This is a genomic window from Nguyenibacter sp. L1 (genome assembly GCF_035199985.1).
GTDB classification, from domain to species: domain Bacteria; phylum Pseudomonadota; class Alphaproteobacteria; order Acetobacterales; family Acetobacteraceae; genus Gluconacetobacter; species Gluconacetobacter vanlangensis.
The window spans coordinates 546,391-562,766 of sequence record NZ_CP127015.1 but is presented as its reverse complement, the minus strand read 5'-3'; the positions used below and the strand labels follow the sequence as shown (position 1 = coordinate 562,766).

Here is a 16,376-nt window from a genome sequence, read left to right as displayed (position 1 = left end):
GTTTCAGCCTTTTCGGGCCGTCGGCCTTGGCTGGGCGCGGCCGCTCTCAGCTTTCTGCCCGGAAGGCGACGGAAAGTCACGCCCTGTCTCGCCGATCAGCCGGATTGCGGTGTCGCAGATCCGTTCGGCGGTGATGCCCAGCCGGCGGTAGAGTTCGCTGGCGGGCGCGGTCTCGCCGAAATCCTCCATGCCGATGAAGGCGCCGCCCGGACCCAGCCAGCGTTCCCAGCCGAAGGCCGAGGCGGCCTCGATGCCGATGCGCGGGGCCTGGCCCAGCACCTGGTCGCGATAGGCGGCGTCCTGCCGGGCGAAGAGTTCCCAGCAGGGTAGGGAGACCAGCGCCGCGTGCACGCCCTCGTGCGTCAGCGCGCGCTGGGCCTGGCGGGCGATCGCGACCTCGCTGCCCGTGGCGATCAGCGTGACCTGGCGCGGGGCCCGGGGCTCGTCGAGCACATAGCCGCCGCGCGCGCTGCCGAAGCGCGGGCGCCGGCCGCGCGGTTCGGCGGACTCCGCCCCCTCGCCGGCCGTGGGGCACAGGGTGATCAGGCTGGGGCCGTCGGTGCGGCGCAGCGCCAGTTCCCAGCTTTCCATCGTCTCGCGCCGGTCGGCGGGGCGGAAGACCGCGACGTTGGGCATGGCGCGCAGGCTGGCCAACTGCTCGACCGGCAGCCAGCCGGCGCCGTCCTGGCCCAGGGCCAGCCCGTCATCGGTCAGCAGGTAGATGACCTGCCGCCGCATCAGGGCGGCGAAGCGCAGGGCCGGCCGCATGCGGTCGATGGCGACGAAGGTGGTCGCCCCGCACGGGATCAGCCCGCCATGGGCCGCCACCCCGTTCAGCAGCGCCGCCAGGCCGTGGACGCGGATGCCGCAATCGGCCGCCGGGTCGTCGCCCCAGACGGGGCTGGTCAATTCGCCCCCGCGGCGGGAGAACAGGCACAGCAATTCCGGCAGCAGGTCGCGCAGGACGACCAGTCCCTGGCGGCCATGGGCCAAGGTCGTTCCGGCTGTGGTGGTGGTGCCCGTGGTGGTACTGCCGGCGGGACGGGGCGGGGCGGGGGCGGGGCGGCCCGTGGGCGCGGGCTGGCCGGCGCGCGGCCGGCTGGCGCGCAGCGCGGCGGGGCGGAGCGTCGCGGTATGCAGCATCGCCGACGGCAGCGGGCCGGCCGCGACCTGCCACGAGCGGATCCAGTCCTCGCGCCAGAAGGAGGGCAGGCGGCCCTCGATCGTGCGTTCGAATTCGGCGCGGTGGCGGTGCTTGGCCACCCGCCGCAGCCAGGAGCGCCGGGCGGCGGCGCCCCGGCGCGTCACCCGCGCCCACATCAGGCTGGCCAGGTCGCCCTGGGGCGCCCGGAGCGGGATGCGGCGCGGCGTCGCCCGTACGGTGCAGGCCACCATGCAGGGCTTGCGCGAGCGCATGGCGGCGGCCAGCGCGGCATGGACCGCGTCCGAATCGTCGGCGGCCACCTGGCGGACCGACCAGCCGCTGGCGACGTGGCGGGCCAGCGCGTCGGCGGCGTCGTCCGCGTCCTCGGGCGTGATTTCCAGCAGCACCGTCACCCGGTCCAGCGCCATGCGCGCGGCGAGCGAGGCGGTTTCGAGCGCGACGCCGGTCGAGAGTTCGGTGGCGCAGGACAGGACCCAGACCCGGTGATTGACGATGGAGCGCCCGAAGCGCGTGGCCATCTGCCGTTCGGCCAGCGCCAGGCCGATGGCCGCCCCCAGCCCCTGGCCGCTGGGACCGAAGGCCATTTCGACCGCCGGGTGGGCGCCGTATTCGATCACGCCCTCGCCGGCGGCGGTCTGGCCCGCCAGGCGCATCATGGCGTGCAGCAGCGGCCGGTGACGGGTCGAGGACACGACGAAGCGGTCACGGTCCGGCCAGTCGGGATTGGTGGGGTCGAAGCGCAGGAACTGGTTCCACAGCACGCAGGCCGGCACGGCCATGGCGGCGGCCCGGGCGGCCTGATCCTCGTCCGCGATCGACGCGGCGATGAAGCGGTGCGCGGCGTCGCGCAGCGCGCGGATCGTGTCGTGCGCGGCCGGAGGGGCCAGGAGAGAGTCTGGGAGGGGAGCTTCCGGCGCGTGTGCCGGGTCGTCCCGTTCGGTCAAACTGGTTTGCGCGCCTGCCATGCGCGGGGCCGTCCCTGATATGGGTGCCCGCCCGGCGCGGGCCGGGAGGGCGGTCGACAGGCTATAGGAGGGCGGCGGGCGGGCGCGCAAGCAAGCATATGCGCCCCGAAACGCCCTTGCCCCGTCCGGCGGATGCTGTAACCGTGGCGCGCCATGCTGAACCGTCTTCGCCCTGTTCCCGTCCTGACGGCCGTGTCCGCCGCCGGGATCCTGTGCCTGGCGTCCTGCAATCTGGTGGACCAGCGGACCTTCGACCCGCGTGCCAGCCGGCCGCCGGTGCCGCATTACCCGCCGTCCAGGCCGCCGCCGCCGCCCGTTCCGCCGCTGGTGCAGATCGGACTGGGCACGCCGGCCGAACGCTGGCAGCCGGCGCTGAAGGACGCGGTGGCGCGTGCCCTGGCGCGCAAGCCGAACGTGCTGTTCGTGGTGACGATCATCGTGCCGGCGGGCCCGACGCCGGAGGCCGAGGGCGCGGCGCTGACCCGCGCCATGGCGGCCGACGGGAGGGCCGTGGCGGCGGCCATCGTCGCGGACGGGGCCCGTCCGGCCCAGGTGGAAATGTCCGCCATGTCGGATTCGACGGTGACCGCGGGCGCGGTCCGGGTGTATGTGCGGTGATCCGAACCGATATCCGTGCGGCGAAGCGCACGAACCGCAACGGCGCATGACGCGCCGGCCCGCCGGGCCGGCGGCGGCGCAGGAGAATTCGAGAGTGGCCAGCATCGACGTGGGCGGACATCCTTTCTACCGGTTCTGCCGGTCCGCGCTGGAAGATATCCGCAAACAGGGTCGTTATCGCCAGTTTACGCCGCTGGCGCGCCAGGCCGATCGTTTTCCGGTCTATGAGCAGGGCGGCGACGTCCAGGCGGTCGCCGCCGCGGACGGGCGCGAGGTGGTGGTCTGGTCCGCGAACGACTACCTGGGCATGGGGGTCGAGCCGGCGGTGGTCGAGGCCGCGATCGCCGCGATCCGCGAGCATGGGGCCGGGGCGGGCGGCACGCGCAACATCGCGGGCACCAGCCCGCTTCATGCCGCGCTGGAGGCCGAGCTGGCCGACCTGCACGGCAAGGAGGCGGGGCTGCTGTTCGTGTCGGGCTATGTCTCGAATCAGGCCAGCCTGCAGGCGATCCTGACCAGCATGCCGGGGTGGATCTGCTTTTCCGACCGGCAGAACCATGCCTCGATGATCGCCGGGATCAAGGGGGCGCGCGGCGCCTCGTGCGTGATCTTCGAACATAACGACCTGGCGGACCTGGAAGCCAAGCTGGCGGCCGCGCCCAAGGATGCGCCGAAGCTGATCGCCTTCGAGAGCGTCTATTCGATGGACGGCGACATTGCCGATATCGCGGCCACCTGTGCGCTGGCGCGGAAATACGGGGCCATGACCTATCTGGACGAGGTCCATGCCGTGGGGCTGTACGGCCCCGAGGGCGCGGGCGTGGCGCGGCGCGACGGCGTGGCCGATCAGGTCGACATCGTCGAGGGCACGCTGGCCAAGGGATTCGGCGTCCATGGCGGGTATGTCACCGGATCGGCCGAACTGATCGATTATCTGCGCAGCGTGGCGTCCGGCTTCATCTTCACCACCGCGCTGCCGCCCTCGGTGGTGGCGGCGGCGCTGGCCAGTGTGCGGCTGGTGCGCCGCGAGTCGTGGCGGCGCGAGCGGCTGTTCGCGCGCGTCGCGGCGTTTCGCGGCCGGCTGCGGGCGGCGGGGGTGCCGTTCATGGAGACCCCCAGCCACATCGTGCCGATTCCGGTGGGGGATGCGGATCGCTGCACCGAGATCAGCCGCCGCCTGCTGGCGGAATACGGGCTGTACGCCACGCCGATCAACTATCCCACCGTGCCGCGCGGCACCGAGCGGCTGCGCCTGACGCCGGGGCCGTTCCATACCGACGCGATGATGGACGACATGGTCGCGGCCCTGGCCAGGCTGCTGGGCGTGTCGGCCGACCGGCATACCGAGGCCGCGTAAGGGCGCCGCCGGGCGGGGGAGGCCCCCCGGACCGGCGGGGGACCGTTTGGGGCGTAGCGGTCAGCCGTGGCGGACCTTTGCGATCGCGGCCTTCAGGTCGTCCAGGTCGACCGCGCCGGGGATGACGTAGTGCGCGTCGAAGACGAAGGTGGGCGTGCCCTCGAGGTGGATCGCGTTGGCCAGCGTCATGTTGGCCCGCAAGGTGGCCGACACGTCCGCGCCGCCCATGTCCCTGGCCAGCCGGTCGGCATCCAGCCCGGCCTGCGCCGCCAGGGCGCGGATGTGCGCCATGTCCGGCTTCTGGCTGTCGGTCATCAGGGCGTGCTGCATGCGGAAATAGGCGTCCTGCCCGCCCTGCAGGGCGGCGGCGGCGATGGCCTGGGCGGCCAGCAGGCTGGCCGGGCCCAGCACCGGCACCACTTTTTCGACGATCCGGACGTCGGGATCGTCATGCACCAGCCGGTCGAGGTCGGGCAGGACCTTGCGGCAATAGGGGCAGCGCGGGTCGTAGAATTCCACCATGATGGTGCGGCCGCGCGGATTGCCCAGGATGGCGTCGGTGGGGAGCGGATTGGTCAGCGCCGCGCGGTTGGCGGCCAACGCGTCGCGTGTGGTGGCCTGTGCCTGGGCCTCGGCCCCGGCGCGGAGGGCGGCGATGGCGTCGGACAGGATGGTCGGGTCGGTCTTCAGCGCGTTGCGGACGATCTCGACGATCTCGCGCCGCTGGTCCGGGGTGAAGCTGCCCTCGGCATGGGCCGCGCCGCCGCCCGGGAGCCACAGCGCGGCCGCCAGTGCGGCGGCGTGCCGCGCGGCGCGGCGCGGGAGGGACGAGCGGGCGGGGGAGATGGGCGGCAAGGGCGTGCTCCGGCGGTCGGGTCCGATACCGGCCGTCTGTAGAGCAGATCGCATGGCGGCGAAAGGGCGCGGGCCCGATCGCCATTGGCGTTGGGGACGGGCGGCGGGGATAGGATGCGGGCCGTTCCAGGGTGCTGTTGCCCAGGGTCCAGAAGACCGCTAAGTCCCGAAGGCCCGGCGGCTCGCCCGGGGATCGAACGGTGGCTATGGAGAATTTCTGCGTGCGTGAGCGTCCCCTGACCCCCCGGGCCCCGAATGTCCCGGGCCGTGCCCCGCGTCGTCGCAGAGGGAGCGTGCTGGTCTCGACGCTGCTGGCGGCCGCGCTGGCCGGGTGTTCGTCCGAGACGGCCAATACGGTCAAGACTTTCGGCCATGCGCTGTTCGGCACCGGCAGTACCTCGCCGTACCTGACCGGATTCATCGGTAATGTGGTGGCGGACGAACCGCAGGCCGCGCTGGTCGCGCGCGACGTGCTGGCGCGGGGCGGCAATGCCGCCGACGCCGCCGCGGCGCTGGGCATGGCGCTGGCGGTGACCCTGCCGTCGCGCGCGGCGCTGGGCGCGGGCGGGGCCTGTCTGGCCTATCGCCCCGGCGATGGCGGAGGGGGGCATGCCTTCCTGTTCACGCCCGTGGCGGGCACGACCGCGCCGGGGAGCAGCGCCCCGGTCGACCGGCCGGCGGCGGTGCCGATGCTGGCGCGCGGGCTGTACCTGATGCAGGTGCGTTACGGCAGCGTCGATTTTTCCGAGACCATCACGCCGGCGCTGGAACTGGCGCGGGGCGGCATTTCGGTCAGCCATGCCCTGGCGGGCGACCTGGCGGCGGTGCAGGGGCCGTTGCTGGCCGATCCCGGTGCCCGCGCGATCTTCGGTCGCGACGACGGCAAGGCGCTGGTCGAGGGCGATACGCTGCTGCAGCCTCATCTGGCGGGCGTGCTGGAGCAGATGCGCAGCATGGGCGTGGGCGACCTGTATAACGGGGCGCTGGCGCAGTCCTTCGTCGCGGGCAGCCAGGCGGCGGGCGGCGGGTTGCAGACCGGCGACCTGCGCCGCGCGATCCCGGCCGAGACGATCCCGCTGACGGTCCGTGCCGATCGCATGACGGTCGCGTTCCTGCCGCCGCCGGCCGATGGCGGGCTGGGCAGCGCGGTGGCCTTCAGGGCGCTGTCGGCCGGCGGTGCGGCCGGATCGGCCGGGCAGTCCGCGGTCGCGGCGTGGCGCGCCCATGACGGCGGTACGCAGGATGCGGCCGCACTGGTGGCGCGTGCGCAGGCGGTCGTCGATTCCGGCGCGGTCCCGCAGGGGGGCGCCCTGCCGCATCTGCCGGCCTCGACCTCGTTCGCCGTGATCGACCGGCATGGGGGGGCGGTGGCCTGCAGCCTGACCATGGACAATCTGTTCGGCACCGGCCGGGTGGCGGGTGCCACCGGCATCGTCATCGGCGCGTCGCCGCAGCGCCTGCCGCGCCCGCTGCTGACGGCGGCGATCGCCAGCCAGGGCGCGACCTTGCGCGCCGTGGTCACCGGGTCGGGCCAGAACGACGCGGCCGACGCGGTGGCCGCCGAGATGCGGCAGGTCCTGGCCGGGGCGAAGCCCGGCGCGCGGCCGGTGACCGCCAACGGGCGCATCAATGCCATTGCCTGCCCGGGCGGCGTGCCGGGCGGCGAGGGGAGCTGCGCCGGCGGCACCGATGCAAGGTCGGCGGGGCTGGCGGTGGGGTCGGACTGACGGGGCCGGCCGGGGCGCCTCGGCCCTCTGCCCCTCGGCCCTCTGCCCGGGGTAGGGACGGCTGAGGTGGCTGCTTGTGGATGATCATGTTTTGTTCTAGTCTTGGGGCGCTGTCCGGGTGGAACGGGGCGGCGCGGGCGGACCAGGGAATTTTCAGGAAAGCGGGGTAGGGGTGATGGCGCAGGCACCGGGCATTGACAAAAGCAAGGCGCTGGAAGGCGCGCTGAGCCAGATCGAGCGCGCGTTCGGCAAAGGGTCGGTCATGCGTCTGGGGCAGCGCCCCAACGAGCAGGTCGACGTCATTTCCACCGGCTCGCTGGGCCTGGATATCGCGCTGGGGATCGGCGGGCTGCCGCGCGGGCGCATCGTCGAGATCTATGGCCCCGAAAGCTCGGGCAAGACGACGCTGGCCCTGCATGCCATCGCCGAGGCCCAGAAGAAGGGCGGCGTGTGCGCCTTCATCGATGCCGAGCATGCGCTGGATCCCGGCTATGCCCGCAAGCTGGGGGTGGATGTCGACAATCTGCTGATCAGCCAGCCCGATGCCGGCGAGCAGGCGCTGGAGATCGCCGACACGCTGGTGCGGTCGGGCGCGATCGACGTGCTGGTGGTGGACAGCGTCGCGGCCCTGGTGCCGCGCGCGGAACTGGAGGGCGACATGGGCGACAGCCATGTCGGCCTGCATGCCCGGCTGATGAGCCAGGCGCTGCGCAAGCTGACCGGCACCGTGTCGCGGTCCAACACCATGATGATCTTCCTGAACCAGATCCGCCTGAAGATCGGCGTGATGTTCGGCAGCCCCGAGACGACGACGGGTGGCAACGCGCTGAAATTCTATGCCTCGGTCCGGATGGATATCCGCCGCATCGGGCAGATCAAGGACAAGGACGAGGTCGTGGGCAACCAGACCCGCGTGAAGGTCGTCAAGAACAAGATGGCCCCGCCCTTCCGCCAGGTGGAATTCGACATCGTGTATGGCGAAGGCATCAGCAAGATGGGCGAATTGATCGATCTGGGGGTCAAGGCCGGTATCGTCGAGAAATCGGGGGCCTGGTTCTCGTATGACAGCCAGCGGATCGGCCAGGGGCGCGAGAACGCCAAGCAGTTCCTGCGCGACCATCCCGAGATGGCTGCCGATATCGAACGCCGGGTGCGCGAGCAGGCCGGCGTGGTGGCCGAGGCGATGCTGGTCTCCCCCGGCGAACAGGACCTGGCCGACGCGGCCGAGTGACCGGCGTGATGTGCCGCCCCGGTCAGTGACCTGCCGCCCGGCTTGCGGGCCGGAACCCGGACCGCCGTGTCCGGGCGGACGGGCGTGCCTGTCGCCGGTGCGTCTGTTGCCAAGGCGTTTGTTGCCGGGGCCTCTGTTGTCGATGCGTCTGTTTTTGGAGCGCCGGTCGGGGGCGTGCCGGGTTTGGGTGCGGTCGGTGTGGGTGCCGCCGGCTTTCGTGCTGCTGGCTTGCCTGCTTCCGGCCTGTCTGGCGGGTTGCGCGCCGAAGCGGCCGGATGGCGATTCGATCGACGTGCCGCCGGAGGGCATGGCCGCGGCCGATGTGCCGGCGGCGCAATCGGGCGGCGGGCCGCACGGCGGAGGACGGCATGGCGGCGGATGGCGCGACGGGCGGGACGACGCCGCGCCGGGCGATCCGGCGGCGCGGCCGCCGGATTACCAGCCATTGCCCGATGCGCTGGGCATGCAGATCATCGCATCGGGATTCGATCCCAACGCGGCGGGCGACGAGAGTGCCGACAAGGACGGGGGCGGCCATTATGTCATCCCGGATACGCAGGTCAGCTACGGCCCGCATGGGCGGCGCGGCGGAGGCCAGGGCGGCGCGGGCCCGTAAGGGTGTAGAGAGGGCATAGAAGGGCGGTCCGCAGGTTGCGGCGGTCCGCTGCTTGCTCTCCTGGGGGCTCGGATCACGTCTGTGTCACATCTTCGGAAGGCCGGGGCGGGTTTCCGCCGGCCGAGGGCCGTCTTGTGAGATGAAAGCCGGGGAACGGAGGCCCGGGGTCAGGGGACCGGGCGTGGGGCTGGGGACTGGATCGGCGGGGCGGGAAGATGTTAAGAGGCTGTTTCACGAGCCCCGTGTCCGGCGCATCTTGCGCGCGTTTCCGTGCTCTGATGCGCATGGGCGCAAGAAGCCATGCCGGCGGCCCCCGATGGCGCCGCGCAGATTTGCCGCCCGATGGCGGATATCCGAAGGAAACAGGTTCGATGACAGCTTGCGCGCGATACGGCTTCCGCCGGCACGTCCGGGCCTGATCCATGGCCGGGTCATCCTCCCCGTCATCGCCCACATCGTCGCCCATATCGTCGTCAGCATCGTCGTCCTTGGGGGGGCATGCCGCGTTTCGCGACGGCGAGACGAAGTTGCCGTACCTGGTCTTTTCCCGGCCGGAATGGGCGGCGTTGCGGGCGAATGTGCCGCTGTCGCTGTCCGAAGAGGAGGTGGCGTCGCTGCGTGGCCGGAACGAGCCGGTCTCGCTGGCGGATATCCGGGACATCTATCTGCCGCTGTCGCGCCTGCTGAACCTGTATGTGCTGGCCTCGCGCAGCCTGAACAGCATGGTCGAGAGCGCGTTTCTCGGCGCGCCGCGCAGCGCGGTACCCTTCGTCATCGGCATCGCCGGCAGCGTGGGCGTGGGCAAGAGCACGTTTGCCCGCCTGCTGCGGGCCGTGCTGTCGCGCTGGCCGGACCATCCCAGGGTGGACCTGGTGACGACGGACGGTTTCCTGCTGCCCACGCGGGTGCTGGAGGAGCGCGACCTGATGCAGCGCAAGGGGTTCCCCGAAAGTTACGACCTGCGGCGCATGATCGGGTTTCTGGCCGCGCTGAAGGCGGGGGAGCGGCATCTGCAGGTGCCGTTCTATTCGCACGAGGCGTATGACGTCGTTCCCGGACAGTTCGAGACGATCGACCGGCCGGACATCCTGATCTTCGAGGGGCTGAACGTGCTGCAGACCGGCAGCGAGCGCGCGGCGGTGGCGTCGGATTTCTTTGATTTTTCGATTTATCTCGATGCGGCCACGGCCGACATCGAAGCCTGGTATGTCGAGCGATTCCTGCTGCTGCAGCGCACGGCGTTCCGCAGCCCGGCATCCTATTTCCATCACTATGCGGATCTGCCGCGGGACGAGGCCAAGGATGTCGCGCGCCGGATCTGGCAGCGGATCAACCTGCCGAACCTGGAACAGAATATCCTGCCGACCCGGGAACGGGCGCGCCTGATCGTGCGCAAGGAACGCAGCCATGCCGTCAACGAAATCAGGTTGCGGCATCTCTGACGTCCTGTCCCCTTTCCCTCCCCCCTTTTCTTCCGGGCCGGCGGTCAGCGCTGGCGTTCGATATTGGCGCCGCCGCCGGGCAGAGTCGTGTCGCCCAGGACCGTGAGGGCGCTGCCGTTCCATGACAGCGTGCGTAGCGCGCGGTCCATCACGCCCTGGACCAGGATCGTCCTTCCGTCGGGGGCGAAGACGAGGCCCTGCGGCCAGAGCGTGCCGGGGGCCTGGGCCAGTTGCGCCAGGTGCCCGTCGCGCAGCGAAAAGACGGTGACGATGCCCCGGTCGTGATAGCGGGGCGAGGACGGCGCCAGGGCGGACCCGTTCTGCGACACCACGGCGACGTATCGGCCGTCGGCGGAGATATCCAGCCCTTCCGGGGCGTTGGGAACGCGGACGCGCTGGATTTCGCGAATGGGCGATGCCGTCAGGTCCAGCACCGACAGGGCGCCGGGCAGTCCCTCGCCATGGCCGAGAATGCCCATCACGGCATAATGCCCGTCCCGGGTCAGGCGGATGTTCCATGGTCCGGGCCCGATCTCCAGCGGATCGGGGGCGAGCGCGATGTCGTCGCCGTCGATATGCAGGACCAGGACCCTGTCGCCCTTCCACAGGCTGACCAGCGCGCGCCTGCCGTCCGGGGTGATCGCCAGCCCGCCGGGGAAGCCGTTTTCCACCGGCAGCGCGATCGTCTTGCGCGCGCCGAGGTGCCGCCCGTCGAAGCGGAACCATGTCAGCACGCCGCCCGCGCCGTTGGCGGCCAGCACGTGCTTCCGATCCGGGGTGAGGCGCAGGGTCGTCGTGCCCGGGGCGGAGGCGACCTGCTGGATCACGCGCGGCCGGGGGCCGGAGAGGTCGATGACGCTGATCCGGTCGTCGGGAACGATCCGCCGGTCGGCCGGGTCGGGTTTCGATGCCGAGGCGGCCAGGGCGATCCTGCCGTCCGGCGTGAGCGTGAGCGCGGTCGGCGGTCCGATCACGCTGGCGGGGACGTCGATGCTGCTGCGCACCGCCCACAGGCCGCTCGGCTGAAGGTCCAGAATCGACAGCGTGTCGGGCCCGAGCGGTTTCGGCAGGACCTGGACGCCATCCCGCAGGATCGAATGCGCGTCATTGGCCGAAAGGACGGTCGCCGACCGGGCAGTCTGGGGGGCGGTCCGGGCCTGAAGGACGAAAGCGGTGGAGAGCAGCAGAGAAAGACAGAACGGAGGCAGAAACCCGAAACGCATCTAGCACCTTGCGCGGCGATTTATTCACATCACGAAACGGATACTCGGCTGAATCGGTGAAGAAATCAGGTAAATTTAAAGTGACATAAATCTGTTTTTAAAGATCATTTCCCTGGCCGTCCGGTGAAGGGTGACGTAAAGCCGGTACGAAATTCCATCGGGTCGCGGGACAGTCCGGACTGATTATTGCTATTCGGGAGGACGAGGCGGTCCGGCCTCTTGCGAGGCCGTCATGATTTCCAGGCTCCGGGTCGGGAATCGCATCGTTCTTGCGTGACCGTATCGAATTCCGGAATATCAGGCTGGTGCATATCGCATGGCATGGAGGTGCGGCGGGCGCTTTCCGGAAAGGGGCGATTGGGACACGAAACGCGGCGCACCGCGTTAACCTGTTCATCTGTCCGGAGTCCTGCACGAATGAGCCTTCGGCCCCGCTGGGATCTGCCTTAGCGTGGCGCCCCGCCGGCCCGCGATTCGCCGGCCCGATTCGCAGGACGCCCCCCCGACACACGGGATGGCCGGGATTGGGCAACGGAATTGGACAACGGAATGGGCGGCAGGAAAGGAAGACGATGATCCGGGTAATCGGGCTGATGAGCGGAACGTCCCTGGACGGGGTGGATGCGGCGTGCCTGGAGACGGATGGCGTGACGATCGGGACCACGGGGCCTGCCGTGACCGTTCCCTTCTCGGCCGAATTGCGGGGGCGCATGCGCGACATCTATGGGCATGCCGCCATGATCTCGCCCGGCGACCCGGAGCTTCGCGCGGTCGAGCGCGAACTGACGCTGCTGCATGTCCAGGCGGTGCGTGCGCTGGATTGGCCCGCCGAGCTGATCGGCTTTCACGGCCAGACGATCCTGCATCGGCCCGAGGATGCCCGCACCTGGCAGATCGGCGACGCCGGGCTGCTGTCGCGGGAGCTGGGTCTGCCGGTCGTGCATGATTTCCGAAGCGCCGACGTGCGGGCGGGGGGCGAGGGCGCGCCGCTGGTGCCGGTGTTTCATGATGCGCTGGCGCACGACATGGCGCGGCCGCTGGCCGTGCTGAATATCGGCGGGGTAGCCAATCTGTCGCTGCTGGGGCCGGGGGGACGCCTGGTGGCCTGCGATGTCGGGCCGGGAAACGCGCTGCTGGACGATTGGGCCATGCGCCATACCGGCGTGCCCTATGATCGCGACGGGGCGCTGGCCCGGGCCGGGCAGGTCAGCCAGCGGGTGCTGGCGGCCTTGATGAGCGATCCGTTCTTCGTGCGCGGGGCGCCGAAATCGCTGGATCGCATGTCGTTCCATCGCGGCATGGAATTGCTCTCGGACCTGTCGGCCGAGGACGGCGCCGCGACGCTGGCGGCCTTCACCGTGCGGGCGGTCGCCAATACCAGGCTGCCGTTCCTGCCTCGCCGCTGGCTGGTCTGTGGCGGCGGGCGGCATAATCCGGTGCTGATGGAGGGGCTGAGCCACAGCCTGACGGTGCCCGTCGCGCCGGTCGAGGCGGTGGGATGGGATGGCGACGCGCTGGAGGCGCAATGTTTCGCCTTTCTGGCGATGCGCAGCGTCCGTGGCCTGGCCTTGTCCTTTCCGGACACCACGGGGGTCGCGCAGCCGGTCACCGGGGGCCGGCTGCATCTGGACGGGGTGGCCGAGGCGGCCGCGCGGGTCGTCACCGCGTGGCGGCCGGCTTGACCGGTCGGGGAGAAGAGTGGGAGGGGCGGCGCCGGCCGAGGCCGGGCTGCCCCGGCCGCATCAGTCCGAATGCCCGTGTCATATTCCCGAATTCGCAAGCGAAATTCGAGAATATAACAATAGAATCAATATTTTATTGGCCTGCTGATCCGAGAAATTCTCATAAGAATTTCTCGGGCGGGACACGACCGTCGATCAACTGGTTATAAAGTTCGAGATAATCCTGGGCCATGCGGCGGGCGGTGAAACGTTCCTCGAACCGTCGGCGGATGGCGGTGCTGTTCAGTTCGGGCAGGCGCGCGCAGGCGGCGATCGCCTCATGCTCGTCATCGACGATCAGGCCGGTCAGCCCGTCTTCCAGCACTTCGGGCACCGAACCGCGGCGAAAGGCCACGACGGGCGTGCCGCAGGCCATCGCCTCGATCATCACCAGGCCGAATGGTTCGGGCCAGTCGATCGGCATCAGCAGCGCCCTGGCCCCGGACAGGAAGGCCGGCTTCTGCCGGTCGTTGATCTCGCCGATCAGTTCCACGCCGGCGCCCAGCATCGGGGCGATCTCGCGGTCGAAATAGTCGGCGTCGACCTTGTCGATCTTCGCGGCGATCTTCAGCGGCACGTTCAGCGCGCGGGCGATGCGGATTGCCTTGTCTACGCCTTTTTCCGGGCAGATCCTGCCCAGGAAGGCGAAATAATCGCGCGGACCGGGCTGCGGCGTCAGCAGCTTTTCGGGCAGGCCGTGCAGGACGGTGCGCACGTAATGGGCCTGGGGCAGGGGGGTGCGCTGATTGTCGGAGATCGAGACGATCGGCACCTTGGGGAAGGCGTTGAAGATCGGCTGCAGCTCCATCAGGTCCAGCCGGCCGTGCATGGTGGTCAGCATCGGCGTCGCCTGCCGGCTGAAATGGGTGAAGGGCCAGTAATCCATATGGAAATGCAGGATATCGAACTGATCCGCCGCGCGGGCGACCAGCTCCATCATCAGCATGTGCGGCGCGATCGGGTCGCGAATCGCCGGATCGAGGCGCAATGCCTGCGGCCAGCAGGCATTCAGGCGGGCGGACGTCACGCTGTCGCCGCTGGCGAACAGGGTGACGTCATGGCCCATCGCGGTGAGTTCTTCCGTCAGGAAGGAGACGACGCGCTCGGTCCCGCCATAGAGCTTGGGGGGGACCGCTTCGTGAAGGGGCGCGACCTGGGCGATACGCATGGGCAGTTCACTTCTTTCTTCCGCATGAGAGCGCAGGAGGGGACAGGGGATGCTACCGTTCCGCCGGGAAACGGCAAATCGATGGCATCAGGCCGCGATCCTGTCCAGCGGCCGGTAAAACGACCGCGAGGGAAACGCGTTTCGTCCGATATTCCGTCCATCGCGCCGCCCGCGCATTCGTGTCTCGCCTTCGCCCTGGGCACGAAGTTGTTGATTTAACCTGTGCCCACTATCAATCTGAAATCCAATGGATTTCAGATCCGGGACGTCAGAGGGCCCTTATAAACCGGGGGAGAGGAAGCCTATCTTTCTTCCCGGCGATCCGGATAGATATAAGTATCAGCGATTTCAGTATGTAAGTCTTCCCGCACCATGGTCCGGCCGATCCGGCCGCAATCGAGAGGGCAGCCGATTTTGGCGCGTGACACCGATACCACCATCACAGATACCACCATCACAGACGACCAGTTGGTCCGCTATCTGGGCCGGCCGCTGCCTTTTATCTTTCGCTATGTGCGGCGCCACGCGCTTCAGCATGTCGTGATTTTCCTCTCGGTCGCGGTGGCGGTCGGCTGCACGGTCGGCGCGACCTACGCCACGCGGTTCCTGATCGACACCATGACGGCGCACGGCGCCCACGACATGGGGCCGATCTGGCGGGCGGTCGCCTTCCTGGTGGTGGTGATCGCCGCCGACAACCTGTCCTGGCGGGTGGCGGGCTGGTTCGCCACCCATGCGTTCGTGGCCATCACCGGCGACGTGCGGCGCGACCTGTTCCGCTACCTGACCGGCCATTCCGCGGCCTTCTTCGCCGAGCGGATGCCCGGCGCGATGGCGACGCGCATCTCGACCTCGGCGGTGTCGCTGTTCACGCTGGAAAACCTGGCGGCGTGGAACGTGCTGCCGCCCTGCTTGAACGTCGCGCTGTCGATCGGCCTGCTGCTGACCGTCAGCCCGCTGATGGCCGGCGTGATCGTCGCCCTGTCCGCCGGGCTTTGCTATCTGATGTTCCGCATGGCGGCGGGGGGGCGCGGGCTGCACCAGCATTTCGCGTCGGAAGCGGCGCGGGTGGATGGCGAGATGCTGGACGTCATCAACAATGTCTCGCTGGTGCGGTCGTTCGGCATGGCGCAGTACGAGCGCCTGCGCCTGGGCCGGACGATGCGGCAGGAGATGACCGCGCGCGGCCGTTCGTTGCGCTACCTGGAGAAGCTGCGGCTGGTCCATGCGGTGCTGACCGCGGTGCTGACCGCCGGGCTGCTGGGATGGGTGGTCATGCTGTGGCATCTGGGGCGGGCCAGCATCGGCGACGTGGTCATGGTGACGAATCTGGGCTTCATGATCCTGCACGGCACGCGGGACCTGGCCGTGGCCCTGGTCGAGACCATCCAGCATATCTCGCGGCTGGACGAGGCGCTGGCCGCCATCCTGGTCCGGCATGAGATGGTCGATTCCCCCGAGGCGCGCGGCTTTGCCGAATCGTCGCGGGGCGAGGTGGTGTTCCGCGACGTCACCTTCGCCTATCCCGGCGGCCAGCCGGTGCTGTCGCATTTCAACCTGACGATCGCGGCCGGGTCGCGGGTCGGGCTGGTGGGGCGTTCGGGATCGGGCAAGAGCACGATCCTGGCCCTGATCCAGCGCCTGCGCTACGTGCAGGGCGGGGAGATCGAGATCGACGGCATCGATATCCGCGACCTGGACGAAGAGAGCCTGCGCGCCTGCATGTCGGTCGTGCCGCAGGACGTGTCGATGCTGCGCCGGTCGGTGCTGGAAAATATCCGCTATGGCAAGCCCGACGCGACGGACGAGGAAGTGCTGGCCGCCGCCGCCGCCGCCGGTTGCCGCGACTTCATCGAGGCGATGCCCGAGGGGTTCGAGACCGAGGTCGGCGACCGCGGGGTGAAGCTGTCCGGCGGCCAGCGCCAGCGGATCGCCATTGCCCGGGCGTTCCTGCGCAATGCGCCGATCCTGATCCTGGACGAGGCCACCAGCGCGCTGGACAGCGAGAGCGAGCAGCATGTGCAGGCGGCGCTGGACCGGTTGAAAATCGGGCGGACCGTGATTGCCGTGGCGCATCGGCTGTCGACCCTGCGCGATTTCGACCGGATCGTGGTCATGGATCACGGGCGGATCGTCCAGGATGGTCCGGTCGGGCTGCTGGAGCGCACCGCGGGTCCGTATCGCGAATTCCTGGAGCGGCAGGCCATGTCGATCGAAGGCGCATTCTGAGAGATCCTGTCCGTAAATGCGCGCTGGTGGCGATCCGACGCGCGTTTCCTGCGCTTCGG

The 16,376-nt window shown here is 69.7% G+C and carries 12 protein-coding genes; 8 read left to right on the top strand and 4 right to left on the bottom strand.

All coding sequences use genetic code 11. From position 1 onward, the window contains the following. Positions 1-3: 3 nt before the first annotated feature. Positions 4-2,130 (bottom strand): transketolase-like TK C-terminal-containing protein, encoded by a 2,127-nt coding sequence (locus tag QN315_RS02525; RefSeq protein ID WP_323991358.1) that lies wholly within the window; start codon positions 2,128-2,130, stop codon positions 4-6. A 153-nt stretch (positions 2,131-2,283) separates the two neighbouring features. On the opposite strand from QN315_RS02525, the gene QN315_RS02520 reads away from it, so the two are divergent. Continuing rightward, complete coding sequence (locus QN315_RS02520; RefSeq protein WP_323991357.1) at positions 2,284-2,748, top strand: hypothetical protein; 465 nt, start codon at positions 2,284-2,286, stop codon at positions 2,746-2,748. A gap of 46 nt (positions 2,749-2,794) precedes the next feature. Next, a complete protein-coding gene (gene hemA / locus QN315_RS02515) occupies positions 2,795-4,105 on the top strand; it encodes a 5-aminolevulinate synthase (protein ID WP_408904571.1) in 1,311 nt (436 codons plus the stop codon). A 60-nt stretch (positions 4,106-4,165) separates the two neighbouring features. Here the strand turns inward: hemA and QN315_RS02510 are convergent, their stop codons facing one another. Then, entirely contained in the window at positions 4,166-4,960 is a 795-nt protein-coding gene (locus tag QN315_RS02510; RefSeq protein WP_408904570.1) for a DsbA family protein, read from the bottom strand. A gap of 221 nt (positions 4,961-5,181) precedes the next feature. Here QN315_RS02510 and QN315_RS02505 point away from each other — a divergent pair, with 221 nt between their 5' ends. The 4 genes from QN315_RS02505 (at position 5,182) to coaA (ending at position 9,976) form a co-directional block, all read left to right on the top strand. Beyond that, the gene (locus QN315_RS02505; protein WP_408904569.1) at positions 5,182-6,687 is read left to right on the top strand and encodes a gamma-glutamyltransferase; all 1,506 of its coding nucleotides are present in this window, start codon (positions 5,182-5,184) and stop codon (positions 6,685-6,687) included. Between the two features lie 175 nt (positions 6,688-6,862). Further along, positions 6,863-7,918, top strand: a complete 1,056-nt coding sequence (recA, locus tag QN315_RS02500; protein ID WP_176641558.1) for a recombinase RecA — start codon at positions 6,863-6,865, stop codon at positions 7,916-7,918. A gap of 142 nt (positions 7,919-8,060) precedes the next feature. Then, complete coding sequence (locus QN315_RS02495) at positions 8,061-8,534, top strand: hypothetical protein (RefSeq protein WP_323993779.1); 474 nt, start codon at positions 8,061-8,063, stop codon at positions 8,532-8,534. Between the two features lie 488 nt (positions 8,535-9,022). Then, positions 9,023-9,976 carry a type I pantothenate kinase gene (gene coaA, locus QN315_RS02490; RefSeq protein WP_323991356.1) on the top strand — a complete coding sequence of 318 codons (954 nt, stop codon included), beginning with the start codon at positions 9,023-9,025 and terminating at the stop codon, positions 9,974-9,976. Positions 9,977-10,020: 44 nt separating this feature from the next. Here coaA and QN315_RS02485 read toward each other — a convergent pair whose 3' ends face one another. Beyond that, entirely contained in the window at positions 10,021-11,199 is a 1,179-nt protein-coding gene (locus QN315_RS02485) for a YncE family protein (protein WP_323991355.1), read from the bottom strand. Between the two features lie 572 nt (positions 11,200-11,771). On the opposite strand from QN315_RS02485, the gene QN315_RS02480 reads away from it, so the two are divergent. Continuing rightward, positions 11,772-12,881 carry an anhydro-N-acetylmuramic acid kinase gene (locus QN315_RS02480; protein ID WP_323991354.1) on the top strand — a complete coding sequence of 370 codons (1,110 nt, stop codon included), beginning with the start codon at positions 11,772-11,774 and terminating at the stop codon, positions 12,879-12,881. A 160-nt stretch (positions 12,882-13,041) separates the two neighbouring features. On the opposite strand, the gene QN315_RS02475 is transcribed toward QN315_RS02480, so the two are convergent. Further along, positions 13,042-14,088, bottom strand: a complete 1,047-nt coding sequence (locus QN315_RS02475) for a glycosyltransferase family 4 protein (RefSeq protein ID WP_323991353.1) — start codon at positions 14,086-14,088, stop codon at positions 13,042-13,044. A gap of 372 nt (positions 14,089-14,460) precedes the next feature. Here QN315_RS02475 and QN315_RS02470 point away from each other — a divergent pair, with 372 nt between their 5' ends. After that, positions 14,461-16,317: an ABC transporter ATP-binding protein gene (locus tag QN315_RS02470; RefSeq protein ID WP_408904568.1), complete on the top strand. Its 1,857-nt coding sequence runs from the start codon at positions 14,461-14,463 to the stop codon at positions 16,315-16,317. Positions 16,318-16,376: the final 59 nt, after the last annotated feature.

Bases quoted from the DNA above. Each gene is read 5' to 3' on its own strand.
- QN315_RS02480 (WP_323991354.1), top strand. From the start codon at position 11,772: ATGATCCGGGTAATCGGGCTGATGAGCGGAACGTCCCTGGACGGGGTG.
- hemA (WP_408904571.1), top strand. From the start codon at position 2,795: ATGACGCGCCGGCCCGCCGGGCCGGCGGCGGCGCAGGAGAATTCGAGA.
- recA (WP_176641558.1), top strand. From the start codon at position 6,863: ATGGCGCAGGCACCGGGCATTGACAAAAGCAAGGCGCTGGAAGGCGCG.
- QN315_RS02525 (WP_323991358.1), bottom strand. From the start codon at position 2,130: ATGGCAGGCGCGCAAACCAGTTTGACCGAACGGGACGACCCGGCACAC.
- QN315_RS02470 (WP_408904568.1), top strand. From the start codon at position 14,461: ATGGTCCGGCCGATCCGGCCGCAATCGAGAGGGCAGCCGATTTTGGCG.
- QN315_RS02475 (WP_323991353.1), bottom strand. From the start codon at position 14,088: ATGCGTATCGCCCAGGTCGCGCCCCTTCACGAAGCGGTCCCCCCCAAG.
- QN315_RS02495 (WP_323993779.1), top strand. From the start codon at position 8,061: ATGCGTCTGTTTTTGGAGCGCCGGTCGGGGGCGTGCCGGGTTTGGGTG.
- QN315_RS02520 (WP_323991357.1), top strand. From the start codon at position 2,284: ATGCTGAACCGTCTTCGCCCTGTTCCCGTCCTGACGGCCGTGTCCGCC.
- QN315_RS02485 (WP_323991355.1), bottom strand. From the start codon at position 11,199: ATGCGTTTCGGGTTTCTGCCTCCGTTCTGTCTTTCTCTGCTGCTCTCC.